This window comes from Streptomyces broussonetiae (assembly GCF_009796285.1).
Taxonomy (GTDB): Bacteria; Actinomycetota; Actinomycetes; order Streptomycetales; family Streptomycetaceae; genus Streptomyces; species Streptomyces broussonetiae.
In genome coordinates, this window is sequence record NZ_CP047020.1 from 1,379,424 (window position 1) to 1,397,037 (window position 17,614).

At 71.2% G+C, this 17,614-nt stretch carries 17 protein-coding genes and 4 pseudogenes; 6 read left to right on the top strand and 15 right to left on the bottom strand.

The genetic code is table 11. The features are described 5' to 3' along the window. Nucleotides 1–3: 3 nt before the first annotated feature. From GQF42_RS06585 to GQF42_RS06640, 12 genes and pseudogenes are all read right to left on the bottom strand, one after another. Entirely contained in the window at nucleotides 4–1,020 is a 1,017-nt protein-coding gene (locus GQF42_RS06585; RefSeq protein WP_158918544.1) for an asparaginase, read from the bottom strand. A gap of 40 nt (nucleotides 1,021–1,060) precedes the next feature. After that, nucleotides 1,061–2,500, bottom strand: a complete 1,440-nt coding sequence (locus tag GQF42_RS06590; protein WP_158918546.1) for an amino acid permease — start codon at nucleotides 2,498–2,500, stop codon at nucleotides 1,061–1,063. Beyond that, nucleotides 2,497–3,177, bottom strand: a complete 681-nt coding sequence (locus tag GQF42_RS06595; protein WP_158929848.1) for a FadR/GntR family transcriptional regulator — start codon at nucleotides 3,175–3,177, stop codon at nucleotides 2,497–2,499. The genes GQF42_RS06590 and GQF42_RS06595 overlap by 4 nt, the downstream gene beginning before the upstream one ends. A 172-nt stretch (nucleotides 3,178–3,349) precedes the next feature. Continuing rightward, a complete protein-coding gene (locus GQF42_RS06600; protein WP_158918548.1) occupies nucleotides 3,350–4,186 on the bottom strand; it encodes an undecaprenyl-diphosphate phosphatase in 837 nt (278 codons plus the stop codon). A gap of 75 nt (nucleotides 4,187–4,261) precedes the next feature. Continuing rightward, entirely contained in the window at nucleotides 4,262–4,636 is a 375-nt protein-coding gene (gene crcB, locus GQF42_RS06605) for a fluoride efflux transporter CrcB (RefSeq protein ID WP_158918550.1), read from the bottom strand. A 2-nt stretch (nucleotides 4,637–4,638) separates the two neighbouring features. Beyond that, nucleotides 4,639–5,013, bottom strand: coding sequence for a DUF190 domain-containing protein (locus GQF42_RS06610; RefSeq protein WP_158918552.1), 375 nt, complete (start codon nucleotides 5,011–5,013; stop codon nucleotides 4,639–4,641). Continuing rightward, nucleotides 5,010–5,471: a fluoride efflux transporter CrcB gene (crcB, locus tag GQF42_RS06615; RefSeq protein ID WP_158918554.1), complete on the bottom strand. Its 462-nt coding sequence runs from the start codon at nucleotides 5,469–5,471 to the stop codon at nucleotides 5,010–5,012. The genes GQF42_RS06610 and crcB (GQF42_RS06615) overlap by 4 nt, the downstream gene beginning before the upstream one ends. 123 nt (nucleotides 5,472–5,594) lie before the next feature. Beyond that, entirely contained in the window at nucleotides 5,595–5,882 is a 288-nt protein-coding gene (locus tag GQF42_RS06620; protein ID WP_158918556.1) for a helix-turn-helix domain-containing protein, read from the bottom strand. 190 nt (nucleotides 5,883–6,072) lie between these two features. Continuing rightward, nucleotides 6,073–7,296: pseudogene (locus GQF42_RS06625) on the bottom strand (glycoside hydrolase family 53 protein); the annotation flags it as partial. Next, nucleotides 7,265–7,836, bottom strand: a pseudogene (locus GQF42_RS06630) (beta-galactosidase trimerization domain-containing protein); the annotation flags it as partial. The pseudogenes GQF42_RS06625 and GQF42_RS06630, both read right to left, overlap by 32 nt. A gap of 77 nt (nucleotides 7,837–7,913) precedes the next feature. Next, nucleotides 7,914–8,609, bottom strand: a complete 696-nt coding sequence (locus tag GQF42_RS06635; RefSeq protein WP_158918558.1) for a response regulator — start codon at nucleotides 8,607–8,609, stop codon at nucleotides 7,914–7,916. Next, on the bottom strand, nucleotides 8,606–9,493 hold the full coding sequence (locus GQF42_RS06640) for a sensor histidine kinase (RefSeq protein ID WP_233273269.1): 888 nt from the start codon (nucleotides 9,491–9,493) through the stop codon (nucleotides 8,606–8,608). Before GQF42_RS06640 ends, GQF42_RS06635 begins: the two co-directional genes overlap by 4 nt. 140 nt (nucleotides 9,494–9,633) lie before the next feature. Here GQF42_RS06640 and GQF42_RS06645 point away from each other — a divergent pair, with 140 nt between their 5' ends. The 4 genes from GQF42_RS06645 (at nucleotide 9,634) to GQF42_RS06660 (ending at nucleotide 13,616) form a co-directional block, all read left to right on the top strand. Then, nucleotides 9,634–10,341, top strand: a complete 708-nt coding sequence (locus tag GQF42_RS06645) for an ABC transporter ATP-binding protein (RefSeq protein WP_158918560.1) — start codon at nucleotides 9,634–9,636, stop codon at nucleotides 10,339–10,341. Continuing rightward, nucleotides 10,338–12,650, top strand: coding sequence for an ABC transporter permease (locus GQF42_RS06650; RefSeq protein ID WP_158918562.1), 2,313 nt, complete (start codon nucleotides 10,338–10,340; stop codon nucleotides 12,648–12,650). The genes GQF42_RS06645 and GQF42_RS06650 overlap by 4 nt, the downstream gene beginning before the upstream one ends. Before the next feature lie 119 nt (nucleotides 12,651–12,769). Further along, nucleotides 12,770–13,120, top strand: coding sequence for a VOC family protein (locus tag GQF42_RS06655; protein WP_158918564.1), 351 nt, complete (start codon nucleotides 12,770–12,772; stop codon nucleotides 13,118–13,120). A gap of 73 nt (nucleotides 13,121–13,193) precedes the next feature. Continuing rightward, a complete protein-coding gene (locus GQF42_RS06660; RefSeq protein WP_158918566.1) occupies nucleotides 13,194–13,616 on the top strand; it encodes a MarR family winged helix-turn-helix transcriptional regulator in 423 nt (140 codons plus the stop codon). Here the strand turns inward: GQF42_RS06660 and pqqB are convergent. The 3 genes from pqqB to GQF42_RS06675 form a co-directional block, all read right to left on the bottom strand. Further along, nucleotides 13,613–14,503: a pyrroloquinoline quinone biosynthesis protein PqqB gene (gene pqqB / locus GQF42_RS06665; protein WP_158918568.1), complete on the bottom strand. Its 891-nt coding sequence runs from the start codon at nucleotides 14,501–14,503 to the stop codon at nucleotides 13,613–13,615. The two genes, GQF42_RS06660 and pqqB, sit on opposite strands and share 4 nt — an antisense overlap. Before the next feature lie 90 nt (nucleotides 14,504–14,593). Next, on the bottom strand, nucleotides 14,594–15,721 hold the full coding sequence (locus GQF42_RS06670) for a hypothetical protein (protein ID WP_199272588.1): 1,128 nt from the start codon (nucleotides 15,719–15,721) through the stop codon (nucleotides 14,594–14,596). A 91-nt stretch (nucleotides 15,722–15,812) separates the two neighbouring features. Continuing rightward, nucleotides 15,813–16,211, bottom strand: coding sequence for an SseB family protein (locus tag GQF42_RS06675; RefSeq protein ID WP_158918570.1), 399 nt, complete (start codon nucleotides 16,209–16,211; stop codon nucleotides 15,813–15,815). Nucleotides 16,212–16,465: 254 nt separating this feature from the next. On the opposite strand from GQF42_RS06675, the pseudogene GQF42_RS06680 reads away from it, so the two are divergent. Both GQF42_RS06680 and GQF42_RS06685 read left to right on the top strand, forming a co-directional pair. Continuing rightward, a pseudogene (locus tag GQF42_RS06680) lies at nucleotides 16,466–16,902 on the top strand (alpha-L-fucosidase); the annotation flags it as partial. A 35-nt stretch (nucleotides 16,903–16,937) separates the two neighbouring features. After that, nucleotides 16,938–17,435 (top strand): annotated as a pseudogene (locus tag GQF42_RS06685) (helix-turn-helix transcriptional regulator); the annotation flags it as partial. Nucleotides 17,436–17,614: the final 179 nt, after the last annotated feature.

Genomic DNA, 17,614 nt, shown 5'->3' on the forward strand with positions numbered 1-17,614 from the left:
GCGCTACACGCACGCGGGCTGCGAAACGGGGTCCAGCGCACGAACAGCGCGCACGCACCCCACCGGCTCCCTGCCCCCGAGCAGCGGCTCACCCGCGAACTCGGTGAGCAATTCGGGGTCGACGCCCGCGCGGGCGAGCGCAGCCGACGCGACGGGTATGCGCGCGCGATTCGCCCCATCGGCGATCTTCACGGCGACGGCCCGGCCATCGGGCAGGGCGGCGACCTGAACGCCCTCGAAGCCGTCCTTGGCCAGCAGCCCCGGCACGGCCCGCATCAGCGCGGCCACGTCACGGCCGGAGCCGGAAGCCATCTCGGCGTGCTCGCGCATGGCGTCGGCGACCTTGGCCTCGGGCGTGCCGGGGGCAGCGGAGGTGATCCGGGACAGTGCGCGGGCGAGGCCGTGCAGGGAGATGGAGAACAGCGGCGCGCCGCAGCCGTCGACGGTGACCCGCGCGACCCGCTGGCCGGTCAGGTCCTCGACGACCTCCTGGATCGCCTGCTGGAGCGGGTGTTCCGGGTCGAGGTAGTCGGTCAGGGACCAGCCGTTGAGCCTGGCGGTCCACAGCATCGCCGCGTGCTTGCCGGAGCAGTTCTGGGCGAGCCGGGAGGGCAGGCGGCCCTCGCGGATCCAGGCGTCCCGGACGACCGGGTCGAACGGCATGTCCGGGACGTTGCGCAGGTCGTCCTCGGTGAGCCCGGCGAGTTCGAGGATGCGCCGGGTGCCTTCGAGGTGCCGCTCCTCGCCGGAGTGGCTGGCGGCGGCCAGCGACAGCAGCTCTCCGTCGAGCGGGAGTCCGGCCCGCAGCATCGCCACGGCCTGGAGGGGCTTGACGGCCGAGCGCGGATAGAAGGCGGCCTCGATGTCGCCGAGCTGGAACTCGACCGTGCCGTCGGCGCCGAGGACGACGACGGAGCCGTAGTGGATGCCCTCGACGACCCCGCCGCGGATGAGGTGGGCGACGGGGGCGTGGAGGGGCTCGCGGACGATGGGTGCGTCTGCGGGGGAACTGCTGTACATCACTGCCTGCATCGATGAGTTGGGGCGGCCGGTTCGCGGGTCACGCGTCGGCGCCGGTGGACATGCGGGATATGCGGCCGCGGATGGCGTACCAGCCCGCGACCAGTGCTGCGACGATCAGCGGCAGACAGAGCACGGTGGTGCGTCCGGCGCCGCCGTCGGCATACATGAGGACCAGGACGCAGACGAGGAACGCCAGCGTCACGAGTTCGGTCCAGGGGGAGCCCGGCAGCCGGTAGGACGGCCGGGTCAGCTCGCTGTTCCGGATCTTCCGCCAGAAGAGCAGGTGACAGACCATGATCATGCCCCAGGTCGCGAGGATGCCGATCGCCGCGAAGTTGAGGACGATCTCGAACGCGTCGGCGGGGACGACGTAGTTGAGGCCTACGCCGAGAACACACATACCGCTGGTGAGCAGGATTCCGCCGTACGGGACCTGGCTGCGGCTCATCTTCCCGGTGAACTTCGGCGCCGAGCCGCTCATCGCCATGGAACGCAGGATTCGGCCGGTGGAGTACAGACCGGAGTTGAGCGAGGACATGGCCGCGGTGAGCACGACCAGGTTCATCACACCGCCGGCCGCGGGGACGCCGATGTGGGACAGGACGGTCACGAAGGGACTCTCGCCTGCCTTGTACACGTTCCAGGGCAGCAGCATCGAGAGCAGGACGACGGAGCCGACGTAGAACAGGCCCACACGCCACATGATCGAGTTGATCGCCTTCGGCATGATCTTCTCGGGGTTCTCGGTCTCGCCGGCGGCCACGCCGACCAGCTCTACGGAGGCGTAGGCGAAGACGACGCCCTGGATGATCAGCAGCATGGGCATCAGGCCGTTGGGGAAGACACCGCCGTTGTCGGTGATCAGCGCCGGGCCGGGGTGGTGGCCGTCGACCGGATGCTGGGTGACCAGCAGGAAGATGCCGATACACATGAAGACCACGAGCGCGCCGACCTTGACGATCGCGAACCAGAACTCCAGTTCGCCGAAGACCTTGACCGAGATCAGGTTCACGGTCAGGACGACGGCCAGGGCGATCAACGCGATCAACCATTGGGGGATGTCCGAGAACATCCCCCAGTAGTGGGTGTACGTGGCGACCGCGGTGATGTCGGCGATGCCCGTGGTCGCCCAGTTCAGGAAGTACATCCAGCCCGCGGTGTACGCGCCCTTCTCCCCCAGGAACTCCCGGGCGTACGACACGAAGGCGCCGGAGGAGGGGCGGTACAGGACGAGTTCGCCGAGGGCCCGCACGACCAGGAAGGCGAAGACGCCGCAGACGGCGTAGGCGATGAACAGGGAGGGCCCGGCGTCGGCGAGCCGGCCGCCCGCGCCGAGGAAGAGGCCGGTGCCGATGGCTCCGCCGATGGCGATCATGTTGACGTGCCGGTGCTTGAGGCCTTTGCTGTAGCCGGCGTCTCCGGCGTCGACATGGCCGGACGAGGGGCGCGTCTCGTCTTTGAGGTGCTGCTCGCTCACGCCTCGGGTCCGCCTTCCGTGGGAGGGTCGTCCGTCCGCCCGGGACGCACGATGTCGGTAAGGGTCGTCTCGACGCGGTCCAGGTGATGGCTCATGGCCTCCACGGCGTCGTGTTCGGAACCGTCGATCAGCGCTTCGACGATCGCCCGGTGCTCACGGTTGGACTGCTCACGGCGCCCGCCCAGCTCGTTGAGGAAGGCCGACTGACGCGCCAGTGCGTCACGGATCTCCTCGATGACCCGGCGGAAGACCGGGTTCTGGGCGGCTTCGGCGACGGCGAGGTGGAAGAGGGTGTCCATCGCGACCCAGGCGGTCGTGTCCGTCTCCCGCTCCATGCGGTCGAGCAGGTGAGCCAGGTGGTCCAGGTTCTCCGGGCTGCGGCGCAGCGCCGCGTACCCGGCCACCGGGATCTCGATGTGCCGACGCACCTCGAGGAGGTCGCTGGCCGCGTAGTCGCCGAAGGTGGGGTCTTCCACGGCGTTCGCGACGACGAAGGTGCCCTTGCCCGTCCGGGAGACGGTCAGGCCCATCGTCTGCAGCGCGCGCAGCGCCTCGCGCAGCACGGGCCGGGACACCTCGAGGGTGCGGCACAGCTCGGCCTCGGAGGGCAGCTTGTCGCCCATGGCGTACTCGCCGCGTTCGATGGCACCGCGGAGGTGGCCGAGGACCGCTTCCATGGCGCTCACGCGCCGGGGGGCCGGGCCACCTGTCTGGCTGTCTGACAGGTTCACGAGTGACGATCCTGCGGGTTGCCCGCAGATGCTGTCAAGGCATCCGTAAGAAAACATTCACGGGGTGCGGCGCCTGTATGCAGGCATCCGCACCCCGTGCTTGATCAGGAGGGTTCGGTCAGGCGCTGAGCGCGCCCGCGCCGAGCAGGCCGAGCAGGGCGACACCGATGACGATCCGGTAGATCACGAAGGCGTTGAAGGAGTGCTTGGCGACGAACTTGAGCAGCCAGGCGATGGAGCCGTAGGCGACCACGAAGGAGACGATGGTGCCGACGGCCAGCGGGCCGGCGCCCACGCCCGCACCGAGGGCGTCCTTCAGCTCGTAGATGCCCGCGCCGGTCAGGGCCGGAATACCGAGGAAGAACGAAAGGCGGGTGGCGGCCACGCGGTCCAGGTCCAGGATGAGCGCGGTGGACATCGTGGCGCCGGAGCGGGAGAAGCCGGGGAAGAGCAGGGCGAGGATCTGGGAGCAGCCGACCCACATCGCGTCCTTGAAGGACGTGTCGTCCTCACCGCGCTTGTGCCGGCCCATCTGGTCCGCCGCCCACATCACACCGGAGCCGACGATCAGCGAGCCGGCCACCACCCACAGGGACCCGAGCGCACCGTCGATCAGGGGCTTGGCGGCCAAACCCACGATGACGATCGGGATGGTGGCGGCGATCACCCACCAGGCGAACTTGTAGTCGTGGTGGTAGCGCTCCTCACGGTTGGTCAGACCGCGGAACCAGGCGGTGACGATCCGCTTGATGTCCTTGAAGAAGTACACGAGCACGGCGGCGATGGCGCCCACCTGGATGACGGCGGAGAAACCGACGACCGACCTGTCGTCGACGGGGATGTGCATGAGTCCCTCGGTGATCTTCAGGTGACCGGTGGAGGACACCGGGAGGAACTCGGTCACCCCCTCGACGACTCCGAGGACGACGGCTTGACCGACGGAGATGGCGCTCATGGGATCCAGTTCTGAGAAGAGTTGGTCGACAATGCTGCAGTCAGTAGGTACTATGCCCGGCCGTATCGCAAACGCCTAAGCCCACAGGGCGCCGGCGAGCGACACTCCGGCGAAGGCCGCCGCGAGCCCGGCCACCACGCTCGCGACCACGTTGGCGGCAGCGTAGAGCCCGGAGCCGGCCTCGGTGAGCCTCAGGGTCTCGTAGGAGAACGTCGAGTACGTCGTCAGCGCGCCGCACAGCCCGGTGCCGATCAGGAGCTGAAGATGGGGCCCGGCGGCCCCGGCGGAGACCGCACCCGCGAGCAGCCCGAGAACCAGACATCCGGTGACGTTCACGACAAACGTGCCCCAAGGGAAGACCGAGTCGTGGCGGGCCTGCACGGCACGGTCGGCGAGGTAGCGCAGCGGCGCGCCGACCACGGCCCCAGCGATGACCAGCAGCCAGTTCACAACTACTTCTTACCTTTCGGTTCCGCCGTGCCAGGGCCCTGGGCACGCCCCACGTACCGGACGACCTCGCACTCCTCCAGGGTCACGAGGCCCTCGTCGACCAGTTCGTCGAGCTGCGGAAGGAACGCCCGGACGCGCTCCTCGGCGTCCACGACGACGACCGCCACGGGCAGGTCCTCGCTCAGGGACAGCAGCCGGGAGGTGTGGATACGGGAGGAGGCGCCGAAGCCCTCGATGCCCCGGAAGACGCTCGCACCGGCGAGTCCGGCCGCGTGGGCGCGGTGCACGATCTCGGAGTAGAGCGGCTTGTGGTGCCAGGTGTCGTCCTCGCCGACGTAGACGGTCAGCCTGAGGGCCCGGCCGCTGAGCGATGTCATGGCTGCGTCCCGATCAGGATCCGGCGGGCGGCCACCGAGCCGAGCCACACCGCCGCGAGGGCCGCGCACAGCGTGGCGGCGAGATAGGCCAGCCCGATGCCCGGGCGGCCGGCGTCCACCAGTTTGCGGATGTCGACGGCGTAGGTGGAGAAGGTGGTGAAGCCGCCGAGGACTCCGGTGCCGAAGAAGGGGCGGACGAGGCGGTGGGCGGCCCACACGTCCGTGATGAGCACCATGAACACGCCGATCACGGCGCAGCCGACGACGTTGGTCCAGAACGTCGCCCAGGGGAAGCAGCCGGGTGACGTGGGCCAGGCGAGGGTCAGCGCGTAACGCGCCGTCGCACCGAGGGCGCCGCCGATCGCGACCACCGCGACGACCGGTGCCTGGGTACGCCACTCGGACCGCCGTCGCGGTGTGGGACGGACACGGATGCTCTCGGCTTCCGGGGCTGTCATGCTCGCATGTCTCCTGTTCGGGCCTGCCCCGACGGGTGATCACGGCCGAGCACCAGGGTACCGCCGTACAGGTGCGCGGAAGGTCGCGTGTCCAAGGGCCGGGCGGGGCATACGAGGCCGGTCTCACCAGCCCTTCTCGAACACCCGGGCCACCTCGGCGATGCGGATCTCGTCGCGCCGGTAGCGGACGCGGCAGCGCACGCGCCGGGTGCTCAGCAGGCCGAGGCGGGTGAGGAAGTCCAGGTGGGCGCGGGCGGTGCGGCGGGGCACGCCCAGCTTGGCGGCGACGGCACGCGCGGTGACGCCGGTCTCCACGAGGTCGCCACGGCCGCGGGCCGGGAAGTGGGCCGCCGGGTCCTTGAGCCATTCCAGGATCGTGCGCCGTAACCGGCCCGAAGGATTTCCCGTCATCCGTCCGCCCTCCGTCGCGGCCTCCTCGTACGCAGTGTTCCCACTGTGGCCCGGGCGACGCCGACGCGTGGGGGACTCACCGGTCGTTGTCCGGTACGGATCGGGCATGCGGCCGACGCCCGCCGTGCCGGTCCCGCGGACGGGGCGGGGGCCCGGCCGCCCCTTGCGGCCGGGCCCCGTCACGGGTGGTTCAGCGGTGACTGAACCACGTCATGGAGGAGAGCGCCTTGTCGTCGTAGCCGAACAGGGCCTGGTTCTCCCAGCCGTTGCCGGAGGTGGCGTCGGTCGGGTCCCAGCCGTTGCCGGGGACGGCGGTCCAGGTGGCCTCCCAGTAGAAGACACCGAGGCCGCGGCCGTTCGGGACGGCCTCCACGATGCTCGCCACGTCGTTCATCCACCTGGACTGTCCGGCCACCGTGGCCGGGCAGCCGCTCACCAGCTCTCCGGTGGTGTCGATCTGGTTCTCCAGCGAGTCGTCCTGGGCGAGCGTGAAGGGGTAAGCGGTCTCGGCGACGAAGACGGGCCGGCCGTAGCGGGAGGCCGCGTCGTCCAGGGTGCTCTGGAAGTCGGAGAGCGGACCGTGCCAGTAGCCGTAGTACGACAGGCCGATCGCGTCGAACTTCACGCCATTGGCCACCGCGTTGTCGAACCACCACTCGGTGCCTGACCTGTCGCCGCCCTTGGCCAGGTGCAGCGCGACCACGGTGGAGGAGCTGACCGCCTTGGCGGCGTCGTAGCCGGAGTTGAGCAGACCTGACAGCTGGCTCCAGTTGGACGTGGATCCCTCGGACCACAGGATGCCGCCGTTGATCTCATTGCCGATCTGGACCATGTCGGCGGTGGTGCCTTGAGCCTTCAAGGCGTTCAACACGTCGTACGTGTGGTCGTACACGTCTGCCTTGAGGTGACTGTATGTATGGCCCATCCATGCGGCGGGCTTGGTCTGGGCGCCGGGGTCGGCCCAGGTGTCCGAGTAGTGGAAGTCGACCAGGAGCTTCATCCCCGGCGCCTTGATGCGCTTGGCCATCGCGAGGACGTGGGCCTTGTCGTTGAAGCCGTCGGCCGGGTCCACCCAGACCTTCAGACGGGCGTAGTTCATGCCGTACGACTTCAGGATGGAGAGCGCGTCGCCGGTCGTGCCGGACGCGGTCCTGTAGACACCGCCCTTGGCCTCGCTCTTGGCGAGGGAGGAGATGCCGACGCCGTGGATGGACGTACCGGTGCTGCCGGACGTGAAGGTCAGCTCGTCAACGTTGATCCAGTTGCCGGCGTTCGCGTCACTGTTGATGCTGATGGTGCATTGGTTGTTCGTCACATTGATCGGCGTGACGATACGGATCCACCCCCTGGACGATATGGGCAGATCGGTGCGCTGTTCCGCACTCCCGCGCCCGGCCGAGGAGCGCGTCCAGGCCCTGGGCGTCCAGGCGGGTGGAGACGTACCAGGCGGTGCCCCGGCCGAGCCGGTGCCGGGTGACGGCCGGGCGGCCCGCGGTGAGTCCGCCGGCGTAGGACCACACGGTCTCGGCGCCGCGTGGCACACGAACTCGGTCCACACGTCCCCGGTCGGCTCGGAGCCGTCGGGGCCGGTCAGCCGCACCCGTTCGTCCTTCAGCAGCGGCGAGAACTCCTCCACCGTCAGCCCGAGGACCTCGCGCAGCACACCCGGGCAGGCGCCCTCGTGGACGGCGTCGTGCTCGTCGACGATGCCGGAGAAATACGACACCACGAGCGTGCCGCCGCTTTCGACGTACGCCAGGAGGTTGTTCCCGGCGGCCTCCGTCATCAGGTACAGGGCCGGTACGACGACAAGGGGATACCTCGACAAGTCGGCTTCCGGGTGGGCGAAGTCGACCGTGAGATGGCGGTCGTAGAGGGCCTCGTAGAAGGAGTCGGCGCGTTCGCGCGGGTCGTGGTCCTCGCTGGGGCGCCAGGCGAGGCTCTGCGCCCACCACCGGGGGGCCGGGAAGGGCCGTCAGGCGTCCGCGGCACCGTCGTGGCCTGTCGCACCCACGCACCGGAGCCGTATGTCTACCCCGGCCCCGCGCCCCTTCGGGGCGCGACCAAGCCGGTTTCGTAGGCGAGGACGACCGCCTGGGCACGGTCACGCAGGCCCAGCTTGGCGAAGATACGGGCCACGTGGGACTTGACCGTCGCCTCGCTCAGCGTCAGTTCGGCGGCCAGTTCCGTGTTGGACAGGCCGCGGCCCATCAGGGTCAGCACCTCCCGCTCGCGCGGAGTGAGCGCGGCCAGGTCGGCGGGCACGGCCTCGGCCGCCCGCACGGAGTCGGCCGCGTACCGCTCCACCAGGCGCCGGGTGATCTGCGGCGCGAGCAGGGCGTCACCGGTGCCGACGAGCCGTACGGCCGCCGCCAGGTGCTCCGGGGTGACGTCCTTGAGCAGGAAACCGCTGGCCCCGATCGCGAGCGCCTCGTACACATACCGGTCCAGGTCGAACGTGGTCAGCATGAGCACCCGGCAGTCGGGGCTCTCGGCCAGGATGCGCCGGGTGGCCTCCAGGCCGTCCATGGCCGGCATGCGGATGTCCATGAGCACGACGTCCGGGCGCAGTTCGCGTGTCGCGGACACCGCCTCGGCGCCGTCGGCCGCCGCACCGGCCACCTCGATGCCGCGGGCGGTGAGGATCAGCCGGAAGCCGGTGCGGATCAGCGTCTGGTCGTCGGCGATCAGCACACGGGGCGCCCGCTCGGGCGTCCCGGCCGTCATGGGCGGTCCAGGGGTATGCGGGCGCGGACGCGGTAGCCACCGCCGAGTCTGCGGCGGGCGTCGAGATCGCCACCGTAGACGGCGACCCGCTCGCGCAGGCCGAGCAGTCCGCGTCCGGTGCCGGCGGTCGGGCGTCCCGGAGCGGCCGGGGCGGCACCGGTCAGTACGCTGGGTCCGGTGTTGAGCACCTCCACACGCAGGGCGTGCTCGGCGTACCGCACGGTCACCTCCGCCTTGCCGCCGTCGCCGTGCCTGAGCGCATTGGTCAGGGCCTCCTGGACGATGCGGTAGGCGGTCACATCGATGCCCTGGGGCAGCGGGCGCGGCTCACCGGAGACCCGGACCTCCACCGGCAGCCCGGCGAACGAAATCCGGTCCACGAGCGGGCCGAGCCGGTCGAGGCCGGGCTGGGGGGCGAGGGGCGTGCGCACCGCGTCCACGCCCGGTCCTGGGTCGCCGTCCGTACGTCCCGCGTCGGTGTCCCTGCCTGCGGGACCGGTTTCCGTGCCGTCCTGTGCGGGGGCCAGCACGCCCAGCAGATGCCTGAGGTCGGTCATCGCACCCCGGCCGGCGTCCTCGACGGCTCGCAGGGCCTTTGCCGCCTCGTCCGGCATCGTGCCCAGCACCTCGCGGGCGGCGCTCGCCTGCACGACCATGAGGCTCACGTTGTGACTGACGATGTCGTGCAACTCGCGGGCGATCCGGTCGCGTTCGGCCGCGATCGCGGCCTGTGCCGCGCTCTCCCGCTCACGCTCCAGCAGCCAGCCACGCTCCCCGACCGCCGCCCGCCAGCGGCGCCGGGTGCGCACCAGCGCCACCGTCAGCCCCATGACGGCCGCGACCGTGATCGCGAGCACCGCCGTCGTCACGTCGTACTCCCCCATGCCGTTCATCGTCGCAGACGGCACTGACATCCGCATCGACCTGGGGATTCAGCGTTCTGCATCCCCAGGATGAGTCCCGTGGCGCAGTGCCATCCGGGGAGGGATGCCCTGGCCGGCGTTCCGCGTCTAGCGTCCTGCCCATGGTCACCGAGGTGAGAACGGGAGACACCGTCGTACGGCTCGACGGTGTACGCAAGGAGTACGGCGAGACGGTCGCGCTCGACGGGGTCTCGCTGGAGATCCGCGCCGGGGAGGCGGTCGCGGTGATGGGCCCCTCGGGGTGCGGCAAGTCCACGCTGCTCAACATGATCGCCGGGCTGGACCGGCCGACGGCCGGCGGGGTGGTCGTACATGGTGAGAACGTGGGGGAGCTGAGCGAGAGAAGGCTCGCGCTGTACCGGCGGCGCCGGATCGGAATGATCTTCCAGTTCTTCAACCTGATCGACGACCTGTCGGCGCTCGACAACGTGGCGCTGGCCGCCCAGTTGACCGGAACTCCGGCCCGGCAGGCCCGGCGGCGCGCGCTGGAACTGTTCGAGGAGCTGGGTATCGCGGACCGCCGCAACGCCTACCCCGCGGTGCTCAGCGGTGGTGAGCGGCAACGGGTCGCGGTGGCACGGGCGTTGATGAACCGGCCCGCGCTGCTGCTGGCCGACGAGCCGACGGGGGCACTGGACAGCCGGGCCGGGGAGCAGGTGATGGACCTGCTGATCGACCTGAACCAGATCGGGCAGACGCTGGTCATCGTCACGCACGACGAGCGCCTTGCGCAGCGCTGCGCGAGCCGGCTGGTGGAGCTGGCCGACGGCCGGGTCACCGGTGAGCACGCCCTGGAGCCGTCGGCATGAGGGCGGTGTGGAAGGCCGCGCGGGCGGCCGTGCGCAGACGCAGACTTCAGACGCTGGTGATCTGGCTGGTCACACTGGTGTCGACGGGGTCGATCGTGGTCGCGCTGGGGTTGGTGGACGCGGCGTCGGCGCCATTCGACCGGGTTTTCGGCAAGCAGCACGGGCCGCATGTGGTCGCCGAGTTCGACAGGGGCAGGGTGACGGACGCGCAGCTGACGGACACCGCCCGGAAGTCCGGGGTCGAGGCGGTGGCCGGGCCGTTCCCGCAAGCCACCGTGAACATCCCCCGTGGCGCGTCGGCTCTGGGTCTTGGCGGCCAGATCACGGTCGTGGGTCGTTCCGGGCCCGGCGGTTCGGTGGACCGCGTGGATCTGTGGGCGGGCCGCTGGCCGACGCGGCCCGGTGAGATGGTGATGAACCGACAGTCCGCCTGGAGCGCCGACGACTTGGGCAAGAAGTTCCACGTGCCGTCCGGCCCGACCCTGACCATCGTCGGATTCGCCTTCGACCTGAGCGACACGGCCGATGTGTGGGTCGCCCCCGCTCAGATCGCCGCCCTGCACCCGAACGCCACGCAGATGCTGTACCGGTTCCAGGACGCGTCCTCGCAGAAGGCACTGCGCACAGGGCTGGCAGAGGTGACCGAGGGGCTGCCCCAGGGCGCCCCCGCCGGTTCGCGCAGCTATCTCTCGGTCAAGCACCGGGTGGGCAGCAACGCCCGCGCCTACGCCCCGTATCTGTTGGCGTTCGGTGTCCTGGGGATCCTGGTGGCGGTGTTGATCGTCGCCAACGTGGTCGGCGGCGCCGTGGTGTCGGGATTCCGGCACATCGGCGTCCTCAAGGCCCTCGGGTTCAGCCCGGGGCAGGTGCTGGGCGTGTATCTGGTCATGATCTCCGTTCCGGCAGTCCTGGGTTGTGCGCTCGGCACACTCACCGGGAATCTGCTGGCCCGTCCGTTCCTCCGGTTCGTGTTCACCGGCCCGGACTCGGGAGTGCTGCGGGACAGCGTCGGCGTCGCCGCCTGGGTGAATGTCCTGGCCCTCGCCGGCATGCCGTTCGTATGTGTGCTGGCCGCGCTCGGTCCGTCCATGCGTGCGCAACGGCTGTCGGCGGTGCGGGCGATCAGCGCGGGTAGCGCGCCGCGGGCCGGCCGGGCACTCGGCGTCCAACGGCGGCTCGCGGGGCTGTGGTTGCCCCGCTCTGTGAGCCTCGGGGCGGGGCTGCCGTTCGCCCGGCCCGCGCGCAGCGCGCTCACCTTGGCCGCCGTGGTCCTGGGCGTGACGACGGTGACGTTTGCGACGGGTCTCGGGGCGACGATGACCCGCTTCGGGGACGCCGGCAAGGGCGCATACGACGTTTCGGTGTATGCGAGCAACTACGTCAAGGGCAAGGAAGTGCTGCCGGTCCACAGCGACCGTGAACTCCAGTCGCTGCTGGGCTCGTTGCCGGGCGCGGCCCGGGTGACAGCGCAAGGGGACGAGGACGCGCAGCTCGCGGGCTCCACGCGGAGGTTCTGGATCGACGGCTGGCGTGGGCCAGACCTGCCCCTGGAGCGCGTGCTCGTCCGGGGCCGGTGGATGCACCGCCCCGGCGAGGTCGTGGTCGGCTCGGCCTTCCTGCGCCGCAACGGAGTGGGCGTCGGTGACCATCTGCGGTTGCGCAGGAGCGGCCACGAGGAGGAGGTCACCGTGGTCGGAGAGACCATGTCGCAGAACGACTGGGCGGTCACCGGTAGTTGGCCGACGTTCACCGCTCTGGTCCCCGGCGGGAAAGCGTTCTCCTATCACGTCAAACTGCGCAGGGGCGCCGATCCGGCGGCGTACGCGCGCGCGGCCCAAGCCGTCGACAGGGGGCTCAGTACGGAGTTGCCCGGCCCGAACACCGCGGCCGAGACGATCCGCTACTCGGCGAGCGCTCTCACCCTGATGCTGGCCCTGGTCTCCTCCCTGGGTGTCTTCAACACCGCTGTGCTCAACACCCACGACCGGCGCCGCGACCTCGGCGTGCTCAAGTCGATCGGCATGACCCCGCGCCAGGTGACGGTGATGACGGTGACGTCGATGGCATTGCTCGGCATCATCGGGTCCGTGCTGGGTGTGCCGCTGGGCATCGCCGCCTACGAGGTGGTCGTGCCACGTATGGCAGCGGGCATCGACGTCACGCTGCCCTCGTACATGACGGACGTCTGGGATGCGCCGGTCCTGGCGTTCCTGGCCCTCGCAGGGGCCCTCATCGCCGTCGTGGGCACCCTGGTCCCCGCCCGCCGTGCCGCCCGCCTCACCGTCGCCGAGGTACTGCACAACGAGTAGGACCATCGGGGAGCCCGCAACCGGTCAGGATCGAAGAAGCCGGAGCGGGCTCCCTGGTCCTAGCGTGAAGTGCACCGGCGGAGAACCCGTCGGACCACGCACCTCAGAAGGAGAGTCCCATGACCGCCGGAGTGCAGACGATCATCTACCCCGTCAAGGACCCCAAGGCCGCCAAGGCGCTGTTCACCGCCCTGCTGGGCGTCGAGCCGTACGCCGACGAGCCGTACTACATCGGCTTCAAGGCCGCCGGGCAGGACGTCGGTCTCGATCCGAACGGGCACGCGCAGGGCCTGACCGGGCCGGTGCCGTTCTGGCACGTCACCGATCTGCGGGAGCGTCTTGCGGCCCTGGTGGAGGCGGGCGCGGAGGTGCTCCAGGACGTCCGGGACGTGGGCAACGGCCGGCTGGTCGCCTCCGTGAAGGACCCCGACGGAAACCTGATCGGCCTGCTCCAGGACCCGGCCGCCTGAGTCCCGGCCGCCGCCCGCATCCTGAACTAGTTGCACACTCAACAACTGGCCGGATCGGTGCTACGGTCTGGGTATGGCAGTCAAGACGGCCGACACCCGGCTCGAGGAACGGTGGCGGGACATCCTCGCGGTGCACGCGCGCACGATGTGCGAGATCGACCGGGCCCTGCACCCGCACGGGCTGGGCGCCAGCGACTTCGAGGTGCTGGACATCCTGGCGACGGAGTCTCCCGCCCAGGGCGACCAGTGCCGGGTGCAGAACCTGGTCGGCCGGGTCCATCTCAGCCAGAGCGCGCTGTCCCGGCTGATCGGCCGACTGGAGAAGGACGGGCTGGTCGAGCGCTCGGTGTGCGCGGAGGACCGGCGCGGGGTGTGGGTGGCGCTCACCCCGAGGGGCCGCACACTGCACGCCGCGGTACTGCCCCTGCAGCGGGCGGTGCTGGAGCGCATGCTGGCCGAGCAGGACCCTCGGGACGGCAGCTGCGCGGAGGACTAGAGCACCAGCTCGGCCCCGTCGGGCAACACCTCGACCCCCTTCTCGCAGACACGCGCGCGTGCCGGTGACGCCGGGTCGAGCAGCGGGTTGGTGTTGTTGAGGTGGGTGTAGATCCGGCGTGCGCCGGGATGGCGGGAGAGGGCAGCGAGCGTGCCGTTCGCGCCCGCGACCGGCAGATGCCCCATCGCCGCCTGTCCGGCGCCGGACCGCACCGCCGTACCCATCTCGTCGGCCGCGAAGAAGGTGCCGTCCAGCAGGACGCAGTCCGCCTCGGCACACAGCTCGTCCAGCTCCGTGCTCCAGGCGCCCACACAGGGCGCGTACACCAGGACTCCCCCGCTGGCCAGGTCCTCCACTCGGTAGGCCGTCACCCAGGGGCCTGCGGGCTGCGACACCTGCACGGGCACGTACTTGGGGACCTTCGCACCCACCGGGTGGGCCGTGACCACCAGCCCGCCGGCCAGCACGAAACCACCGTCGGCCAGGCTGTCCGCCCACTCCCAGGGGGTGTAGCGGTCCAGGGCGGCGCGGGCGGGGCCCAGGACGGCGCGCACCGGCTGGGCGGCGTAGACCTTCAGGCCGGTCGCTCCGCGCAGCTCGGCCAGGCCGGTGACGTGGTCGGCCTCGGCGTCGGTGAGCAGGATCCCGCGCAGCGGCGTGTCCCGGGGCCCGGGCCCGGGCCGCAGCGCCGGTGTGGCGGTGAGCTGGGCGCGCAGATCGGGCGAGGCGTTCAGCAGCCACCAGTCGCGGCCGTTGCCGCTGACGGCCGCGCACTCCTGGGTGCGGGAGGGCAGTTCGCCGTTTCGGGCGGCCGTGCACAGCTCGCAGGCGCAGTTCCACTGCGGGAAGCCGCCCCCGGCGGCGGTGCCCAGCAGGACGACCCTCACGACCATCGGCTCCTTCGCACTCGTCCGGACCTGTCCTGGTCTTGTCCTGGACCTGTCCTTCGCTGGGATCTTCCCGCCGCGGGCCCGGGACTATCCGGCGGCGGGGGGCAGTTCCGGCCGTACTTCCCCGGGCCGCCGGTCCTCCGGCCGCCGGTCCTCCGGGCGCTCGGGCGGGATCGGGCCGCCGGGGAAGTCGCGGGGGCCGGTCCACAACCCGGGTACGGCGTCGCAGCGGCGGCACAGTTCGTAGGCGATCGCCTCGTAGTTGACCCGCCAGCCCTGGAAGTGCGGCCAGGCCTCCTTCGTCGGGCGCTCGACCTGGAACCCTGCCGACTCCAGCATGGCCACGGCCGCGTCGAACTCGGCGAAGGTGAGCCGGATCGTCGCGTCCGGTGACGGATCGGCGTCGAAGGGGATGCGCAGCGCGCGGGCGATGTCACGCAGGGCGGTGAAGCCGGCGCGCAGCACCAGCCGGGCCTCCGGCGGGGCGAGCCGCGGGGCCAGGGCCAGCTGCAGGGCCGCCGCGTCCATCACCGCGACGAGTCCGACCAGCCAGCTGCGGTGCGGGCGCGGTGAGCGGAAGGTCAGCAGGACGGGGTACGTCGAGTGGCTCTCGCCCATGTCGGCGGCGAGCCGCTCCCAGGCGCGATACAGCGCCGGAAGTGCGGTCTCGGTGTCGACCAGCCACTGCCGGGCGAGGATCTCCGGCCCCCAGGCGGGCTCGCCGGCCCGCGCCTGGAGCAGGGTGACCTCCAGTTCGCGGCGGTTGTAGGCGGCGTACAGGGTGGGCAGGTAGGCGATCTGCAGGGCGATCAGGACCGGGCCGGTGGCCGCGGCCACGAAGTCGAGCACCGACAGCTTCAACCGGGCGCCGCTCGCGAAACCGAGCGTGAACAGGCTGGAGCCCGCCTCACGGAAGGCGGTGGTCCACGACAGCGGGGAGAGCGAGTACAGCAGGAGGCCGAAGCCGAACAGCGCGCCGACGAGCCAGCTGGCGAGCATGCCGATGAGCATCAGCGGGGCGAGCCAGGTCTGGGCACGGTCCATCGCGTCGTAGCCGCCGCGGACGGCGGTGAGCCGCAGCAGTCTGCGCAGGCTCCACCACAGGCGGAACACCAGCGCGGAGTAGAGGCCTCGGGGTACCACGAGGGTACGAAGGATGCTGGTCAGGACCAGGACGAGGACCAGGGCCCCGGCCGCGCCGGCGATGTATTCCATGGTCCTATTTTTGCGCCCGAGGGGTTCGGTGATCGGTTTCGGCGGCGAATGCGGGTGCGTGGAGGCCGTTGTGCGGTGCGCCGCGCCGTTTTCACCGCGCCAGCAGTGTGCGCACCCCCTGTGAGGTGAGGGTCAGGGCGTGGGTGGAGTTGCCGTCTATGGCCAGTGAGAGATCTTCCTCGGGCCATTGGGAGGCTAGGGCGCCGAGCGGGATGAGGCGGTAGCGGGAGACGAACGGCAGCAGCTCGGCCATCTCGCCCTCCGTGGTGAACACGGGGACGACCGGCTCGCCTCCGGGCTGGTCGAGGACGGGCAGGGCCACGGACGTGGCGTCGGCGCCCTCCCCGTCGACCGCGTCGTCCGGCACGGGGACGAGCACGTCGCTGTGGGCGAGGACGTCCAGCGCGGCCGGGTCCTCGGCGTTCACGGCCAGCGCGTCCAGCGCCTGCTGGGCCGGCGTCGGCAGGTCGTCGTATGCGGATGTGTCCATGGCAGATCCCCAGGTAGCGGCGGTCGTACGAGCCGCCCTGGGGCGCATCGGCTCCCGGGCGTGCTCGGATCTCGCGTACCCGGTGGACGGCGGTGCATGCGTGCGGACCCTCGGGAGATCCGGTGGTGGTCGGGCCCTCGTGGTGGTCGGGGACGGTGAAAACCGGCCGGCGGGGGTGGCCAGGTGAGCGTCGGCCGGGCGGGGACGGGTCCGCGCACTCACGGCCCCGTCCGCCCGGGGCCCGGCCTGACCGTATGCCGATGCAACCCTGGTTCCGTGACGCCAAGTTGGGCATCTTCGTCCACCGGGCGTCCACGCGGTGGACGGAGTCCCGCGGCCCTGGTCCTTCTGCACCCGTCAGGTGTCCCACGCGCCGTACATGAAGCAGCTGGGCGGTTTCACGGCCTCCCGTTACGACCCGGGTGCCTGGGCCGAGCTGTTCGCCCGCCCCGGTGCCCGGTACGCCGTGCTCACCGCGCGCCGTCACGACGGTGTGGCCCTGTGGGACAGCGCCCACGGCGAGCTGAACGTGGTCCGCCGTACGCCGGCCGGGCGTGACCTGATCCCCGGACACGCCGACGCTCTGCGCGAGCGCGGCCTGAAGGTGGGCCTGTACTACTCCCACTCGGACTGGAACCACCCCGGCTGTGCGAGCGCCCTGCACCCGGATCCCGGTGAGGGGGATCAGTGGGGCTGGACGCGCTGGCCGCGCGGATCCTGGCCGGGAACCCGCTGGCCCTGCAGGCGCCGACCGTGCTCGCCGTCTCCCCGCTGCTGCGCGAGCTGATCATCGCCCACACCCGCACCGCGGACGACGGCAGTCCCGAGCGGGCGCGGCTGCGCGCGGTGCTGCTCGACCAGCTGCGGGCCTCGCCCCAACAGCCCCTGCACCTGCCCGCGCCGTCGTCGCCCCCGCTGCGCGCACTGTGCGACATCCTGCTCGCCGATCCGGCCGACGGCCGCACCCTGGCCGAGCTGGGCCGCGAGGTCGGGGCGAGCGACCGTACGCTGTCCCGGCTGTTCCGCGGCGAGCTGGGCATGACGTTCCCGCAGTGGCGCACCCAGGCACGCCTGCACCACGCCCTGGTCCTGCTGGCCGAACAGACCCCGGTGACCACGGTGGCCCACCGCTGCGACTGGTCCTCGGCCAGCGCGTTCATCGACGCCTTCCGCCGTACCTTCGGCCACACCCCGGGCACCCGGCCGCCGGGCACGCGCGGCTGACGGCTGCGGGCGAGCGGTGGCGCAGCGGTGCCAGGAGCCGTTCGGTCCCGCGTGGCGGAGGCGGGCGGCGGGGCGGCGGCGAGCCCCGCCGCCCGGCCCGGGCACCGCCGCCCCGCACAAGGCCCCGACGGCGACGTCGGCCCACGGCAGCGCAGCGGGCAGGAGGTGGAACATCCGCG